At 39.6% G+C, this 15,887-nt stretch carries 15 protein-coding genes and 1 pseudogene; 13 read left to right on the plus strand and 3 right to left on the minus strand.

Annotated elements, in window-relative coordinates; genetic code table 11:
- Positions 1 to 416 precede the first annotated feature (416 nt).
- The 5 genes from CEF17_RS06850 (at position 417) to CEF17_RS06870 (ending at position 4,269) form a co-directional block, all read left to right on the plus strand.
- The gene (locus CEF17_RS06850; protein WP_198508912.1) at positions 417 to 1,352 is read left to right on the plus strand and encodes a CobW family GTP-binding protein; all 936 of its coding nucleotides are present in this window, start codon (positions 417 to 419) and stop codon (positions 1,350 to 1,352) included.
- A 306-nt stretch (positions 1,353 to 1,658) separates the two neighbouring features.
- Positions 1,659 to 2,597, plus strand: a complete 939-nt coding sequence (locus tag CEF17_RS06855; protein ID WP_232725563.1) for a CobW family GTP-binding protein — start codon at positions 1,659 to 1,661, stop codon at positions 2,595 to 2,597.
- Positions 2,598 to 3,024: 427 nt separating this feature from the next.
- On the plus strand, positions 3,025 to 3,474 hold the full coding sequence (gene sufU / locus CEF17_RS06860) for a Fe-S cluster assembly sulfur transfer protein SufU (RefSeq protein WP_100398876.1): 450 nt from the start codon (positions 3,025 to 3,027) through the stop codon (positions 3,472 to 3,474).
- Between the two features lie 83 nt (positions 3,475 to 3,557).
- Entirely contained in the window at positions 3,558 to 3,851 is a 294-nt protein-coding gene (locus CEF17_RS06865; protein WP_100398877.1) for a hypothetical protein, read from the plus strand.
- 55 nt (positions 3,852 to 3,906) lie between these two features.
- A complete protein-coding gene (locus CEF17_RS06870) occupies positions 3,907 to 4,269 on the plus strand; it encodes a (2Fe-2S) ferredoxin domain-containing protein (RefSeq protein WP_100398878.1) in 363 nt (120 codons plus the stop codon).
- Between the two features lie 416 nt (positions 4,270 to 4,685).
- Here the strand turns inward: CEF17_RS06870 and CEF17_RS06875 are convergent, their stop codons facing one another.
- Entirely contained in the window at positions 4,686 to 4,895 is a 210-nt protein-coding gene (locus tag CEF17_RS06875) for a hypothetical protein (RefSeq protein ID WP_198508913.1), read from the minus strand.
- 505 nt (positions 4,896 to 5,400) lie between these two features.
- On the opposite strand from CEF17_RS06875, the gene CEF17_RS06880 reads away from it, so the two are divergent.
- The 3 genes from CEF17_RS06880 to CEF17_RS06890 are packed head-to-tail and all read left to right on the plus strand — an operon-like array spanning position 5,401 to position 9,091.
- A complete protein-coding gene (locus tag CEF17_RS06880; RefSeq protein WP_232725440.1) occupies positions 5,401 to 6,882 on the plus strand; it encodes a spore germination protein in 1,482 nt (493 codons plus the stop codon).
- Between the two features lie 23 nt (positions 6,883 to 6,905).
- Positions 6,906 to 7,997, plus strand: a complete 1,092-nt coding sequence (locus tag CEF17_RS06885) for a GerAB/ArcD/ProY family transporter (RefSeq protein ID WP_157842963.1) — start codon at positions 6,906 to 6,908, stop codon at positions 7,995 to 7,997.
- Positions 7,994 to 9,091, plus strand: a complete 1,098-nt coding sequence (locus CEF17_RS06890) for a Ger(x)C family spore germination protein (protein ID WP_157842964.1) — start codon at positions 7,994 to 7,996, stop codon at positions 9,089 to 9,091. Before CEF17_RS06885 ends, CEF17_RS06890 begins: the two co-directional genes overlap by 4 nt.
- A gap of 636 nt (positions 9,092 to 9,727) precedes the next feature.
- Here the strand turns inward: CEF17_RS06890 and CEF17_RS06895 are convergent.
- Complete coding sequence (locus tag CEF17_RS06895; RefSeq protein WP_100398880.1) at positions 9,728 to 10,405, minus strand: M50 family metallopeptidase; 678 nt, start codon at positions 10,403 to 10,405, stop codon at positions 9,728 to 9,730.
- 577 nt (positions 10,406 to 10,982) lie between these two features.
- On the opposite strand from CEF17_RS06895, the gene CEF17_RS06900 reads away from it, so the two are divergent.
- The 4 genes from CEF17_RS06900 to CEF17_RS06915 all read left to right on the plus strand — a co-directional run bounded on the left by CEF17_RS06900 (position 10,983) and on the right by CEF17_RS06915 (position 13,582).
- Positions 10,983 to 11,198, plus strand: a complete 216-nt coding sequence (locus tag CEF17_RS06900) for a hypothetical protein (protein ID WP_100398881.1) — start codon at positions 10,983 to 10,985, stop codon at positions 11,196 to 11,198.
- 176 nt (positions 11,199 to 11,374) lie between these two features.
- Positions 11,375 to 11,818 (plus strand): hypothetical protein, encoded by a 444-nt coding sequence (locus CEF17_RS06905; RefSeq protein WP_232725441.1) that lies wholly within the window; start codon positions 11,375 to 11,377, stop codon positions 11,816 to 11,818.
- 170 nt (positions 11,819 to 11,988) lie between these two features.
- The gene (locus tag CEF17_RS06910) at positions 11,989 to 12,168 is read left to right on the plus strand and encodes a hypothetical protein (RefSeq protein WP_100398882.1); all 180 of its coding nucleotides are present in this window, start codon (positions 11,989 to 11,991) and stop codon (positions 12,166 to 12,168) included.
- On the plus strand, positions 12,161 to 13,582 hold the full coding sequence (locus tag CEF17_RS06915; RefSeq protein WP_442857433.1) for an amidase: 1,422 nt from the start codon (positions 12,161 to 12,163) through the stop codon (positions 13,580 to 13,582). Before CEF17_RS06910 ends, CEF17_RS06915 begins: the two co-directional genes overlap by 8 nt.
- A 561-nt stretch (positions 13,583 to 14,143) precedes the next feature.
- Here the strand turns inward: CEF17_RS06915 and CEF17_RS06920 are convergent.
- Positions 14,144 to 14,395, minus strand: coding sequence for a hypothetical protein (locus CEF17_RS06920; protein ID WP_232725442.1), 252 nt, complete (start codon positions 14,393 to 14,395; stop codon positions 14,144 to 14,146).
- 460 nt (positions 14,396 to 14,855) lie between these two features.
- On the opposite strand from CEF17_RS06920, the pseudogene CEF17_RS06925 reads away from it, so the two are divergent.
- Positions 14,856 to 15,847: pseudogene (locus CEF17_RS06925) on the plus strand (YeeE/YedE family protein).
- Positions 15,848 to 15,887: the final 40 nt, after the last annotated feature.

The following is a 15,887-nucleotide window of genomic DNA, read 5'->3' on the forward strand; positions in this document are numbered from 1 at the left end:
AATAAACTCTAAAAGATGGAGCGGGGGCCAGTAGCTAGAAGAGATGCTCTTTTTTCAAAGTATTGGTCTAACGTATTTCTGAGCAAAGTTATCAAAATACAGAAAAGTTATTAGACTATGGATATGAGGCATTCTGATCAAGAAACATACTCAAAGGAAAAGAATAGAAGAATCAAGGTGAAAATTCAAAATGAGTGAAAAGGCTGCGGGGGAACCCTCAACCTTTTTTTGTCCATGATATCTTCTCAAACTTATTCTTTTCTACGAATCTTAAAGACTTTTTCATCCTAGGTAGAGGGCAACATTTCGGGAAGTGTTAACAAAGTTTATATTAAATGATATTATTTAAATCGTAAGTATTACGCTTTATCATCGTGAATAATGTATTAAAATAAGTTTGAGAAATGAGGATCAAAATGAAGCAGATACCCGTTATTATTTTGAGTGGATTTTTAGGAGCAGGGAAAACAACTTTATTAAAGAATATTTTAAGCGATTTCAAGAAGGATAATTCCAACATAGCCTTAATAATGAATGAGTTTGGCGATTTGAATATTGATGGGGATGTCTTAAACGAGGAAGATATTACAATGAATGAACTGTTGCAAGGATGTCTCTGTTGTTCAATACGTGACGATTTAACGACTACTTTGAAGGAAATTTCAATTCTTGAAAAGCCTGACGTGGTAATTGTGGAATGTACGGGGGTAGCGAATCCTTTTGAGGTGATTGATGCCTTTATCCAACCTTCTTTACTAAATAGTTACCGTATTTCAAGAGTGCTTACTGTAGTAGACGGAAGCCAAGGGTTACAGAATGAATTTTCTCCTTTAATAAGGGACCAAGTTAAGTATTCTGATATCATCCTACTCAATAAATGTGATCTTACTAATCAGAAACACCTAACGAAAATGGAACAAAATATAAAGCAAATAAACCCAGATGTCCCGGTCTACCGTACCGTTAATTGTGAAGTGAACATAGAAAAGATTACTTTCCCTGATGGGGAGCGATCATCATCCGAAAATGCAGTATACTTAGAAAACGGTAAACGGGAGAAATTTAACATTGAGAGTGTTCATTCGTATTCCTATCAATTTGAAGGTCTGGTAAATAGAGAAAGATTTGAAGAATTCTTAGCTACTTTAAAAAGTACTGTTATACGTGCCAAAGGATTTATCCCATTCGAGGATGGTACGCATCTTTTTCAATACACTCCAACAAACTTTACCTTTAATAAGCTTGATTGGTCAGTTTCTTCATCGAAAATTGTTTTGATAGGGACCTCTATTGACAAAGAAAAAATAGGACAATCCATAAAAGAGTGTGAGGTTATAAAGGTTAACAATTAGCAAGGATGACAACTCAGTCATACTTTCATCTCAACCCAAAACGGCACTTGACGAAAACGATTATATGCATTAACATCTGTAAATAATAATCATTACGATTTGTTTTAGTATAGTGATGTACTAGGGAAAATGTAGTCCAGACAAACAAGGGAACAGTATACGGTCAATTGTTATTTGGGCAGCAATACACTTTTTTTGAATCACCTGATAAAGAAGAGCATAGATGTTTTTTGAGAGAAAAGTTTAGACCTTTCCCCCTAAGTCAAAGAAAAATAAACCATATGTACAGGAGCAGGTTAATTGACTATGAATGCAAATTCAACTGAAATTTTTATATTAAGTGGTTTCCTCGGGAGCGGAAAAAGTACTCTACTTCGTCGGTTTCTTCATAAGGAACATGAGAATGGAAGACAAATAGCTGTTTTAATGAATGAATTAGGAGAAAAAAGCATAGATTCATCTGTCGTGCCTGCCAGTACACCGTTAAAAGAAATGCTAAATGGATGTATTTGCTGCACCATAAACGGCCAACTTAGTCAACAACTGAACAGCTTGTTAACCGAGTACGAATTAGATGCTATCTATATTGAGGCAACGGGGGCGGCTCACCCTATAGAAATTATTGATGCCTGTACCCACCCATTGTTAGCAGGCAAAGTAGAGATAAAATCAGTCTTGACCCTGGTTGATGTAAAACAGTGGAAAGAGGGAAGGGGGAGTATAAAGATAAAAAAACTAATGAAAGAACAAGTAAGGTATGCTGATATGGTTCTCTTAAACAAGATAGATAAAGTGGAACCTGAAGAGTGGGCAGCTGTTAGGCAAGACATACAAGGTTTAAATCCAAAAGCTACGATTGTTCCTTCTTATTATTCAAACGTTGATGTTTCACTAATGTTTTCAAAAGAAAAACATACCGAGAAGAAAAAGGTTTCAAACACGTTAAACAGGGATTCCCACATAGAAAACCTTCACCTCCATTCTGTGACCTTGTCCTTGCCTCACCCGATTCGTCGTGAGTGTTTAAGTGACTGTGTAAATTCCATGGAGGGCTGTCTTTTTCGTCTCAAAGGATTTGTGAAATTAATGGAGAGTCCAGAAATTTTTCTTCTAAATTATTCGTATGGAGAATTGCTCTTTGAGCCGTATGTTGACGAAAGAGAAGTGAAACCCGTTCTTGTATTCATTGGAGAAAACCTTAACCCACAGCAAATCAAGGAAAAAATTAACGGGTCTTATGTGTGAGCAACTGGATTGTGAGTCCCCTTAAACATTCTTGCTTTCTCGAGTGTCATAGAGTTGAATACCAGGAACCGCAGTGCTTTTTGTTTATCGGGGGCTGGAGCTGATAAAGGAAATACAAGCAAGTTAAATTTAAGGGTAGTAAAGCCTTACAAAAAGAGATATTTTATTTGATTTCCTAATATTTATCTGTTCGTTGATAAGTGTATTTTGGTCAGAGGTGTTTTCTCTTTTAAATCGTAATGACAACAATTTTCATTTGTGTTTTGATTCTTCTTTTTACAAAAATAACCTAAAGCGGTTGGGAAAGAAACAAAAAACAACAGGGGGTGGCCTTATCACAACCTGAAATATAAATCGTAATCTGCGATTAAAGATGAACTCATTTGCCCCTGATGCTTAGGAAGTAGGATCAATAGAGGAGGATTCTATGCTTGATCAATTATATCGTCAATTAGTCATGGATCATGCCAAACATCGGAGAAACCATAGAGAGTTAAAAGAAGAAGGAACAAGTTATCTATCCTATAAAAACCCTACGTGTGGAGATGTTATGACACTATATTGGAAAATGTCACCCGACCATATCATTGAGGAGGTCTCCTTTATTGGTGAAGGATGTTCTATAAGCATGGCTTCTTGTTCCATGATGACCGAATTAATAAAAGGGAAAAAACTCGAAGAAGTAAAAAAACAAAAGGAAGGAATGGAAGAGCTTATAAAAAAAGGACGACACCCTGAACGGGTAGATCTAGGTGATGCCTTAGCATTAGAAGGTGTCCATAAATTAAAAGCCCGGCATAATTGTGCATTAATGGGCTGGCAAGCACTAGGCATGGTAATACAAGAATACGAAAAGAAGAATGAAATGGTTATCTGAAAAGAACTAATTGTTTAGGAATTCTGTAAGCAGTGATGAGTTAGAAATAATAAATGTAAAACAGAGTCAGAGGGGGCTGAATTATGCTTACCTTTCAACATTCACAAAAGAAAAGCTTTAACTCAAGACGTTCATTTGATCTAGGTATGTCTCGACTTAACACAGAGAATTTAGAGACTGAGATAGATTTAGAGCGACAAAGGCTTATTAAAATAGAACAAAGCAACAATGAACTCATTGAGTTAGCGTTACTAATTAGAAATGAAGCTCTGATAAAGGGGCACGATGATTTTGTTAAACAAATAGATAAAGATTTAAGTGAGTTATATTTCTTTCAGGAAGAGTTTAAAAAAGAAAGAAAAAGGCTGGAAAACTAAACATCAAAGAATCTTACTATTGAGAGGGTCAACAACTCGAAGGGAGTAAAGGAACGTGAGTACATGGGATCTTTCTCGTACGAGACATCATTTATTAGTCTGTAACGGAGGCAGTTGTAAGAAGATGGGGGGAGAAGAACTTACGTTGGCGTTGCGAGACGAAATTAAACGAAGAGGATTAAATAATCAGATTCACACCACAAGAACCCGCTGTAATGGACGGTGCCAGGATGCCTGTGTGGTGACAGTGTATCCCGAAGGTACATGGTATAAGAACCTTACGAGTTACGATGCCAAACCTTTTATTCAATCTTTGAAAAATAATCAGCGATATAGTAATAAGACAAGTCTTGTCTATGAAAAAGATGGTTTTCATCGAGTAAATGACTCCGTCGAAGTAGGATATCAAAAACCATAACCCTAGTTTTACAAGTGAAAGGAACCTCTCTTGGTTGGATAGACTACAGCAATAAAATGAAATAGCTACCTACCATTATTCTTGAAAGAGCAGGAATAAAAGAACATAGAGCGCCCCGTATCACAACAAATTGCTCAAATTTTAGTAAATACTTTGTGGAAATAAAGTGAAGAGGTCAGTCGTAGTTCACCGATAAGCAAGTGGATTTGAAAACTACATTTACAATAGGATATCCCTTTACCCAACGACTCTAACGACCATTCCCCGTTCAAGACTTGAAACTGTAGCGTTGTGAATGTGGAGCATACGGAAAATAAAACAGGGCAGTTTTGTCTGCCCTGTTTTAAACTATCTATGACCTAATATTTCAGCTTCTAAGCTATTAAAATCAACGCCATTGTTCTTGCAGCAATCCATTAACTTTCCATCAATTGCAACGGCTGAACCGATTGAACACCGTATTTTTTGGCTTTATCTTCACCTTTGTTGGCTTCCCCCCTCTTGTTTAAGTTATACACAACGACTTCCGATTCGGTACTAAACTGTGCAAGATTTTTAACATGGTTTACAGTGGCTTCACAAATAAAACAGTCTGACGTAAACACTTCAACTGTTTTTTTGGCCATGTTCATTCACTCCTTCAAACATGTTAATAAATTGACAGTCACCTTTCAAAGCCCCAAGACCGGGGTATTTTTCTCCTGAATCTCAAGTAACACTTTTATTTGGACTATATTTCATATCTCTTCGATTTCTTTGAAAAATCAAGTACTTCCTATGAAGGAAGACCTGACTCATTTGAAGCATGTAATAGAACATTTATGCTATATCTAGTATCCACTAGTAAGAATATTATTTTCTCTGTTGGAAAACATGAATCCATAAATAATGTAATTTTCCATCGATGCTTACATTATACGTTTCCCTCTTAACGGCAATCAAAACGGTAGTATTTTCGCATTTTTCTCTCATTGTTCTTAGGGTAGGAAACATTTGAATAAATTTCCTCAATTATAACCAATATACCAGTGTAAGGGTTTAAACATTTCGTCCGCTGGTTTAACTTTCCCATACTCACTGCAAAGAGAGGTCTTAGGAAGAAAGAAAGGTGAATGAACATTGAGGAGATGGATGCATAAACGATACGCTGCTAAAACTGAACAAACAACCGTCTCTGAACTTATGGAAAAGCTTGGGTCATCGGAAGACTTTGTACATTCGTTTCATAGTTCGTCAAAGACTCCGTTTTGGATCTCTTATTTTCAAACTCTTATTGACCCCTCTGCTCTTCACCATGACATATTGCCACAACTGCAAGGTGCTCCTTTTAAAAATCTTAATGAACTAACTGGAAAGCTCCCCTTTAATCAAATAGTCATAACAGAGGATAATAAAGAGATTGAAAATAAATTATTAGAGGGCTACATTTCCATTCAAACAGAAGAAAACAAGGACAGTTGTTTACTCATTCCTGCTTTCTCAACAGAGAAGCGCGACATTTCGCTCCCTGAAGTGGAATTCAGTGTATTAGGTCCTAAAGACTCCTTTGTAGAATCCATTGATTCAAACATCAATTTGGTAAGAAAAAGACTTCCAGATAAAAATCTTACTTTAAAGGAATTTCGTGTGGGAAGCTTATCGAAAACAAAGGTAGCTGTGATATACATAGAAGGGATTGCAGACCCTGAAAATGTAAATACCATGATCCAACGTATCCGCGATATTGAATACGATCATATCAGTGATAGTGCTTATATTAACCAAATGATTGAAGACAATTCGAATTCACCTTTCCCTCAACTAATTGATACTGAGAGGCCCGACCGTGTAACTGCTGTTTTGGCTGAAGGGAAGGTAGCTGTTTTAGTCGATGGCTCGCCTACTGCCATCACAGGACCAACTACTCTTATTGAGTTTTTTTCATCCTTTGATGACTATTTTTTAAGCTGGCATATTGCATCTGCGTTCCGGCTTATTCGCCTCTTTGCTGTTGCTTTCAGCGTACTGGCAACACCCATTTATGTTGCCGTTATCACTTACCATGCAGCTTTAATACCTAGGGATTTATTATCCACTTTAATAATGTCACGAGAAGCGATACCTTTCCCCCCAATAATTGAAGCAATATTTTTAGAGCTGACCATTGAGCTGCTTCGTGAAGCAGGGGCTAGACTACCTACAAAAGTAGGTCAAACCATTGGTATTGTAGGAGGAATTGTAATTGGAACAGCAGCTGTGGAGGCAGGATTAACAAGCAATGTATTGCTAATTATTGTAGCACTTGCTGCACTTGCTTCCTTTACGACTCCTATTTATAGAATTGGTAATACAATTAGGCTTATTCGATTCCCCTTTCTTTTAATAGCGCAACTATGGGGAGTGATTGGAATTTCTTTAGGAATGGCCTTTCTTCTAGTTCATTTATTAGGCCTTACATCACTTGGAAGACCATATTTAGCTCCCATTTATCCATTACGGCTTCCCGACTTAAAAGATTCATTTATTCGCCTTCCTTTTACCAAACAATCGATAAGGCCAAAGCAAGTTCGACCTCAGAGTCCTTATCGCTTTAACAAAGCTCAAGCCCAGCAAAAGAAGGATATTGATGATTAATCTCCAAAGGAGGGAATAGAAACGTGTCTTCCGTGGTTGCAGAACGTCACTTAATTCCTCCGTTTTTCGTATTATTTATCTTTAACTCCATGCAAGTAGGAGTAGGTATACTAGGTTTTACCCGAAATATAGCCGAAGATGCAGGTTATGATGCCTGGATATCTGTTCTTCTGTCTGGACTAAGCATCGCCGCAGCTATTGGTTTAATCTTCAGTGTTTTAAACAAAGGAAAAGGCGATATACTATCTATTCATCAGGATTTGTTCGGCAAATGGTTTGGTGGTTTACTGAGCTGTTTTTTCATTCTATACTTTCTCTCTTTGGCCTTGGTCGTAACGAGAACGTATATAGAAGTGATACAAGTTTGGGTATTTCCTACTATGCCTACTTGGGCGATGGCGTTTGGTTTATTGCTGCTATGCTTTTACGTGGTAACCAAAGGCTTTCGTCTGGTTGTAGGTCTTTGTTTTATCGGAACCATAATTTCTCTTTTAACCCTTATCTCATTATTGCCTGCTTTGGAGTTTGCTAATTACCGAAATGTTTTACCTGTACTAGACCATAGCATGATTGACTTGTTATCGGGTACTAAAGCCATGATACTTAGTTTCCTTGGTATAAAGTTAGTTTTCTTTTACTATCCTTTTATCAAAAATCCAGAACAAGCTATGAAATGGGCGCAAGTCGGAAACATAATTACAACATTTACTTATCTTTTCATCGCCTTTATCACCTTTGTGTTCTTTAGCCAAGAACAGCTTGAAATAACGATTTGGGCAACCATCTCTCTTTGGCAAATTTTTGAGTTTCCTTTTTTAGAACGATTTGAGTATACCGGAATTTCCCTATGGTTGTTAGTGGTAATTCCTAATATCTGTTTAGCACTGTGGGCTGCCAGCCGAGGGATACGTCTTCTCTTTTTCTTTAATCAACGAAGGATACTCTTTTTGTTATTAATCATTGTATTGCTTGGCGCTATTTTGTTTCAAACCCGACAGCAAATTGACAACCTTAATTTATATGTTGCTGAAGCTGGCTTTTACTTTGTATATGTGTATATTCCTTTTTTATGGGTAGCTCAACGTATCATAATGAAGGTGAGGAGAAGAGTGTGAGAAAGCTGTGTAATCATATTATCTTGGTCTTGGTTCTTTGCACTCTTGGGGCTTGTGTGAATCAGGAAATTATTGATGAGATTCAACTCATCAGTACCATAGGATATGATTTTCTCCAGGAGGATCTCGTGGAGGGGAGTGTAAGCATTCCTATATACGGACCTGGTCAGGAACTACATCAAGGTGAGGGAAGCGTAAGGAGTGAAACAATTTCCGGGATAGCCCGTACAAGCAAAGACCTTCGCGCACAACTAAACACAAGATCCCGCCATGAACTAAATAGCAGCAAACTTGCCGTTGTCCTTTACAATGATGAATTGGCTAAACACGGGATTATGGAACTGGTTGATACCTTGCGTCGCGATCCTATCATAGGTAGAAGGGTATTTCTAGCCGTATTGGAAGGGAAAACAAAACAGCTTTTGAACTTGAATTCACCATTAGAACCTGAAATTTCACAATATTTGTCTGATCTTATCAGCCAAAATACCGAAGCTCAAGGGCTTCCGAAAACCAATCTGCATGTCTACTTGTATCGTTTTAATGCTCTAGGTATGGATCCCTTTCTTCCACTGCTTGAGCAAACAGAAGACCAAGTAGAAGTGAAAGGACTGGCCATCTTAAAAGATGACAAGATGGTCACGGCTATAGATAGGGAAGAGATGTTTATCTTTAAAATGTTTGTCGAAAACTTTGATAATGGATTCTACGAGGTCACTTTGTCACCAGATGAATCCGCAGATTTATTTAATTTACAAGCCCGGTCTAGCTATCATGTAAAAAATGGAAATCAAACCCCAGAAATCACGGTAATTTTAGATATCGAAGGGAGAATTACTGAATATTCGGGCGTTAATCTTGATGACCAAAAAGTTGAAGAGATACAACATAGAGCAGAAGAAGAACTTCAAAAACGAGCAGAAAAGCTGATTACACAGTTTCAAGCGTTAGAAGTGGATCCGATTGGTTTTGGCGATCAGGTTCGTTCAAGGACAAGAAAGTGGGATTATGAAAACTGGAAAACTCAATACCCGCATTTAGATATCAAGGTTGAAACGAATGTACAGATCTCCAATGCAGGAGTTGTGGAGTAAGCAATATTAAGCCAAAATGCAAGAAAAAGTGATCAACAAAACAAAAGGAGAGGATAGGATGTAAAACCAAGTATGTGAAATTGGCCAAGCCATGGACCTTACATTACGTTGAAATTAAGGACAGTAAAACCACTAAGTACAAACATCCGCAAATCTTCACTTATAGTTCAGGTGGCGTCCGTTATAATAAGCAAAAGAGCCACACTAGAGCTATTTTCTTTTGGAATAATTATATTTTTAGTGCAACTAAAAAGTAGTTTCAAGGTTAAGATTCAATGCAATCAGAATTGAACAACAAACTAAGCTTCCCTATGTTATGTTTTTCGATGGGGAATTTTCAATTTAATACCCGTTCCATATCCGTCGATGTTTCAAAAAGTCATGAGACGCCTGCGGGAAAAGCAAGAGCTTAAGATCCGCCGGGACGCTCTAACCTGGCTAGCTGAAGCCTTGCCCACGGCATAGAAGACACCGTGAAGCGAATGGAGTGAAGCTTGAACGGATGTCGCACTTGTGCCTTTCGGTACAAGCGAGTATTTTTGAACAACTACGACTAGAATACTGGAGACAAAAAAGAGCTTTCACCGATGGCACTTCTTATTAGCTGGGTTTTGTCCCAGACTCGATCTTTTAGTTTTAGTTTAAGAAGAAAAGAAAGTCCTTTCCTAACCAAACAAAGCTTCCTGCCACAAAAAAGATTGTCCCTTGGAAGAAAAACAACAGACCCCATAATGGTGCCGGGATGAATGTATACCTGGCCAGAGAACTGGCATCCCCAGCATATCGAGATGCTTTGATACTTACTACAAAGATATGCCACGAGCTTATCAGTGCCTGGGTTAACAGGACCAGCCCGATTCCAGTCACGATATATTCCAGGATCGTTGTATATCCTTGCTGCCATAGAAAGTAGGTAAACACCAGGGTGGAAAGGACCCATAGCCAGCCGTAGAGGTTTCTTACCCAAAAGAGTAGATTAAATAAGAGAAGGAGGAGCAGGGATATTCCTATTTCAAGATGCCATTCTTGCCTTACTGCCCATATATACAGGACAGATACGGCAGAGGCAAAAGGATAGCCTGCCAAAGCCGTGATAACTTTGCCTGCCCAGTGGTGGTGATAGGTAATGAGTCCTTCCGTGCTGTGGAATAATGATATGGTTCCTACCTTCCCGCCAGTCAGCTTCGCTGCCAGGGCATGGCCGTTTTCATGAATAAGCGTGTGGAACAAGGAAAAGTAGGAGCCGATAATAGGGAGATACGTAAGAAAACTGATCACAAGAACTAACAATACGAATTGGATGATTTCTGTCATGGTATTCCCTCGTTTGATGTGTAATACCAAGAAGTATAACGGATTTGTTCGTAAGTAGAAAGCATGGCAAGCATATGTAGATTGAATGTGATAGGTCAGTAATGTCTGCAAAACACTGGGTAGAAGAGTGACAAAGGTGGAAGCTGTGGAGCAAGAACATATTAGCAAACACTGTAGCTCCCTGTGCTATTGATCCGCCGGTACTTCCAGGGGCACTAGAGCAGTTTGGCCAAAGCTTAGTTTGTTGTTTGTGAAACCGTGTTGGTCAGGCGGAGGAATAACTCAGGCAACCCTGTGGCTCGTTTCGATCCATCTTCATATGTAACAGGCACCACCATCCATGCAGATGCAGTGTATACAAGTCGGTATTTTATGCACCGAATAGGAAAGAGGGAGGGGAATAACCCTCCTTGTTTTTTTATGTGCAAAAGTTAGGGGACTTCCTGCATGAAAATACCTATACCTTCTCGAACAGGCTACATACGTTAATATAGTGGTGTTGCTTTTGATGGAGCGTATGCTGTCATGTATCTGGTAAACCATGAATCTGTTATTTTTCAGAGAAAGGAAGGATAGTATGTCTGAAGAAAAAAATATGGAACAATTTGAGAGTCAGACTGAGGAAAGTGAGCAGCCATCAGTTGAGGAAGAGGCACAGCCGGTTAGGAGAAGCCCGTGGGACGATTTAATGTTTGGAAGGCCAGCTGCACATGAACCTGAAGAGGAAAAGTCTCCCGAGGTAAAAGAAGAAGAGAAAGAAGTTGACGATAGACCTGGTTTTTCCTGGTTTTAATTTTATTTAGAAGGTAATAAGTTTGGATGAGAGCACATCAGCATGCTCTCTTTTTTTGTGAAACGAATACATACATGGTTTATGAGGGGAAAAACTCTTTTAATTTTTACGTCTAATGAGAGGGAGTAAGAGCATACGGTTAGTTAGTAAGGACTTTTTTTAGGAGGGATAAAGATATGAAATACCCTTATGAACATTCCCATCAGCCTGAAGAAAGAGAGCAGGGATATTACGAAGAGGGTACACAAGAGGATTATGTTCTTGATGAAAGGCATCAGCACCACATGCATGATATGTGCAGGCAGTATCATCTTCATTTTGTACAAATGCAAACCACAGACGGGAATATGTATGACGGCATAATCGAGGATTACGATAATGAAGGAGTCACCATGCTAATGCCTTACGGGGATGAGGACTATTCCCACCACCATCAGGATGGGTACCGTCAATTCGGCTTTGGGTTTGGCGGGGGATTTGGCTCTCCATATGGATATGGGGCACCATATGGATTTGGTCCTCCATTTGGGTTCGGCTTCCCAAGAAGGTTCAGGCGTTTCAGAAGACATCGTTTCCCTTTTCCTTTTGTCAGAGGGTTTTTCTTTCCATTCTTCTTTTAATACAATCATTTGACAAAAAAGCTCTTCCCGTATGCCAGGGTAAGAGCTTTTTACTATTTTTGAGATAAAGTTTGTAATAGTAAACAAATTATTGTAAGAATTTTCTGTATATGTCACAATAAATGATAGATAGGGAATACCCCTGTCAAAATTTCTGGGAGGGATAGCTGGTGGAAACAAAAGTGGAAGAAATCTTAAAGGCCAAAGGAATCAATGTCACTGCTGAGGAGGCTTCCGTATTGCAGAGTCAATGGGAAGGTGTGCAAAGCTTAAAAGGTGTTGATGATGAATTTGGCCCGGATGACATTGCACTTACCCACGATCCGCGAAGGGGTGAAAAAAGTGAGTAAAGAGCCTGCGCAAATGGCAATATCTGAATTAGCTCCCATGATCCGCGAGGGTGATATTTCTCCGGTTGAAATTACAGAATCCCTGTTTACCCGCATCGAGGCATTTGAAGAGCAAATTAATGCGTTTATCGAACATGATAAAGAAAGAATCCTTTATGCATCAAAGGAAGCGGAAAAGGAAATCCAAAGTGGCAATTACAAAGGGAACCTTCACGGCATTCCACTTGCTTTAAAGGATATTCTATATTTTAAAGACGAGACCGTGACAATGGGCTCCAACATTCATCGTGATTTTAAGCCTGATTTCGATGCCACTGTCGTATCTAAGTTAAAAGAGTCTGGCGCCCTGTTTAGCGGGAAGCTGAATATGCATGAATACGCATGGGGAGCGACCACCACGAATCCTCATTTTGGCCCGTGTAAAAATCCGTGGAACACGGAAAAAATACCAGGAGGCTCCAGTGGCGGGTCAGGGGCTGCGGTGGCTGCTGATATGACGATTGCCTCTCTAGGCACGGATACTGGGGGGTCCATTCGGATACCATCGTCCTCCTGCGGAATTGTAGGATTAAAGCCTACTCATGGACGTGTGAGCAAATACGGCTGCTTCCCCCTTGCCTGGTCGCTGGATCATATTGGACCAATGACAAAAAACGTGGAAGATGCAGCGATTCTGCTTGACCATATTGCAGGCTATGACCCTAAGGATCCTACGAGCGTCAATGTACCGACAGGTGTTTATTATGACTCGCTGACTGCAGATATTAAAGGCAAGGTCATTGGAATCAATGAGGAATATTTCTTTAAGGATGTGGACAGGCCCGTAGAAGAGCAGGTTCGAAAAGCAATTAAGGAATTGGAAAGCATGGGAGCAAGGGTAGAGGAAGTTAAGATCCCAGCATTAAGACAGTCTGAGTACGCTGAAATGATTACGATTATTACGGAAGCAAGTGCTATCCATCATCAAAACCTTATATCAAGAGAAGAGGATTTTGGAGAGGATGTTCGCTTTCTTCTGAAACTCGGTGAGCTTCCTTCTGCCATTGATTACTTGCAGGCACAGCAAATAAGAAGAAAGCTGTCGAGTGATTTTGCAGAAGTATTCAATAAGGTGGATGTGCTTATTTCCCCGACACTCCCGTTTGCACCGCCAAACATAGGTGATAACAAGGTAATGATCAATCAAATGGAAGGGATGTTCCTTGATCATGTGATCCGATTTACTGGTCCAGGAAATCTCACTGGACTGCCGGCACTGTCTATTCCTTGCGGATTTGTAGAGGGGATGCCTGTGGGGATGCAGATTATGGGGCCTGCCTTTAAGGAGGAAAGTGTTCTTTCTTTTGCTTATGCATATGAGCAAACCAATCCTCTTGGAGGCAAGAAACCGAATTTGGAAATCTCCTCTGTTTAATAAGAAGAGGGTCTGCACCAGGAGATACTTACGAGATGAGAAAGAGCAGCCTTTTTTAAGGGCTGCTCTTATTTATTGTTTGTTTGTATGGGGAATACAGGGCAATTCGTACAGAAAAAATGCTTGAATCCTTATGAAGGACTCAAGCATTCGGTATTTAGTCTAATGTATATAAGTTGTTTTTGATAATAGCCTGTGCCTTTTTTTCCTGGCCATCGCAAAATCTTTGGAATAATCGACTAAAGATATTTTTCAAAGGTAAGACCTCCATTACGTAAGGTGTACCTTTATAGTAAGGGGAAAATTGGAATTCCTCAAATTGGCAGAGGATTCATGAAAACGAAAACAATTGAATTGTAAGCGTCATTCATATTCATTTTTCTTCTATATTCTTAGAATATCTCCTTAATTCACTAGGAAATGAAAAAGCAGCCTTTTTGGATGAAGGCCGCGGGTTTGTGTTTACTTTGCTTGATAAACAGAGTAGGTTTTCATTTTTATAAAGTGAAACATATCAGCAGCTTCTGGGCTTTACTATTAGAACCGCTTGTTTTTGGCGACTTATATCCTGGTGTCTACGTACTTATGTAGGTATACAGCGCATTTGTTCACGATCCCGATCGTATCGATTTCGCTGATGGAAAAATATTGAGAGGTCAGTTTCGTAGGATTTTTCGTAGATTCTACTTCTAAAAAGAAACTGAATATCCTTCTTTCATTCACCTCTAATTTCTGCAAGCCTTCCTCTAACAGTATCAATTGTTGCTGCTGTGCACTATTTTCCGGGGATTCGATCATCAACATCACAGCCACTCCTTTCGATCATTTTTTCCTCTTCTCATCTTACGTTATCTGTTTGTACAAAGGTGTGATGAAAATCACTACTATTATGAATCTACTCATGTTTTGTGGCTGACAAGCAGACCGTTCCAGTCTCTATTTCGGGTCATTCTACTTTCTACCTTTTCAGCTGTTATTTCATTCGGTTATTGGGGAAGAGCAGTGAAATAGATTCTTTTGCAAGAAAAAGGAGAGGAGCTGGATGACAAAATCATCTCGTTCATCTAATGATAAACTGAGAAAGCCGCAAAAAACATTTATCGTTTTAGGTTTGATGATTGCTTTCATTCTTACTTACTTTGCCCATGATTATAAGGGAGTCCAGTTTGTATTGATTCTTTGGACAGGTATATTGATTGGCTTTACTTTATTCCATGCAAGGTTTGGATTTGCGGCTGTGTATCGGCAAATTGTAGAAAGTGGAAATACGGAAATGCTGCGAGCGCATATGACTATGCTCGGGACGGCCAGTACACTGTTTGCGATCATTCTAATTTTTGACATGGGATTCTTTGGCTCTCAGCCCCTTCCGTCTGTTTCTGAAATCAGCATTGGTTTATTCGTTGGTTCTTTTTTATTCGGCTTTGGTTTGGAAATGGGAAGCGGCCTTGCTCCTGCGTCGTTGCACAAAGCCGAGGGGGACGTGTGGCGATGCTTTTTACTTTATTTGGCTTTATGACAGGCTCGGTTATAGGCGTCTCTCATTTTGAATATTGGAACGAACAGCTTCCATATGCTTCCTCGTTCTCCTTGGCTTTAGATACAGGACTAGGCTACCTGGGGGCATGGGGGCTTCAGCTTGGAATATTTATACTCATCATTATTGGTTCTTATATGTATAAAAAGCAAAAAAGGCCTCCGGGTCTTCCGTCATTACCATCAGCTACGAGCTGGAAAAGGGTCATTTTTGGATCCTGGCCCATTGGGGTGGGGGCTGTTTTGATTGCTGTCTTTAATGCCCTAGTATTTGTCCTTCATGGTGAACCCTGGGAGCTGACAGCCGCTTTTGCCATCTGGGGATCAAAACTTGCGATGTTTTTTGGTTTGGATGTAACCCAGTGGGGATATTGGTCTTCCCAAGGGCATCTTGATGCTCTGCATCAGCCGGTTTTGATGAATTCAACGAGTGTGCTCAATATCGGTGTCATCCTGGGCACCTTTATTACGATGGCACTCACGGGGCTTATCCGGTTTGCCAAAGCGCCCCTATTTATTCTTGGTATCGCTTTGCTTGGCGGGATGCTAATGGGTTATGGCGCGGCTATTTCTTATGGCGCAAATATTGGTGCTTATTTTAGCGGCATTGCTTCCTTCAGTCTCCATGCCTGGATATGGACGGTAATGGCAATTACCGGAGTCTATACGGCTTTCCAGATTGAAAAGCGTTTAAAGCTTACCAGGGCTGGATCTAAAGGTCAGGGGTAAAGGATAAGGTGGGAGATTATCCAACTTCACGTTTGATCTT

The organism is Bacillus sp. FJAT-44742 (assembly GCF_002797315.1).
Taxonomy (GTDB): domain Bacteria; phylum Bacillota; class Bacilli; order Bacillales; family Marinococcaceae; genus Thalassorhabdus; species Thalassorhabdus alkalitolerans.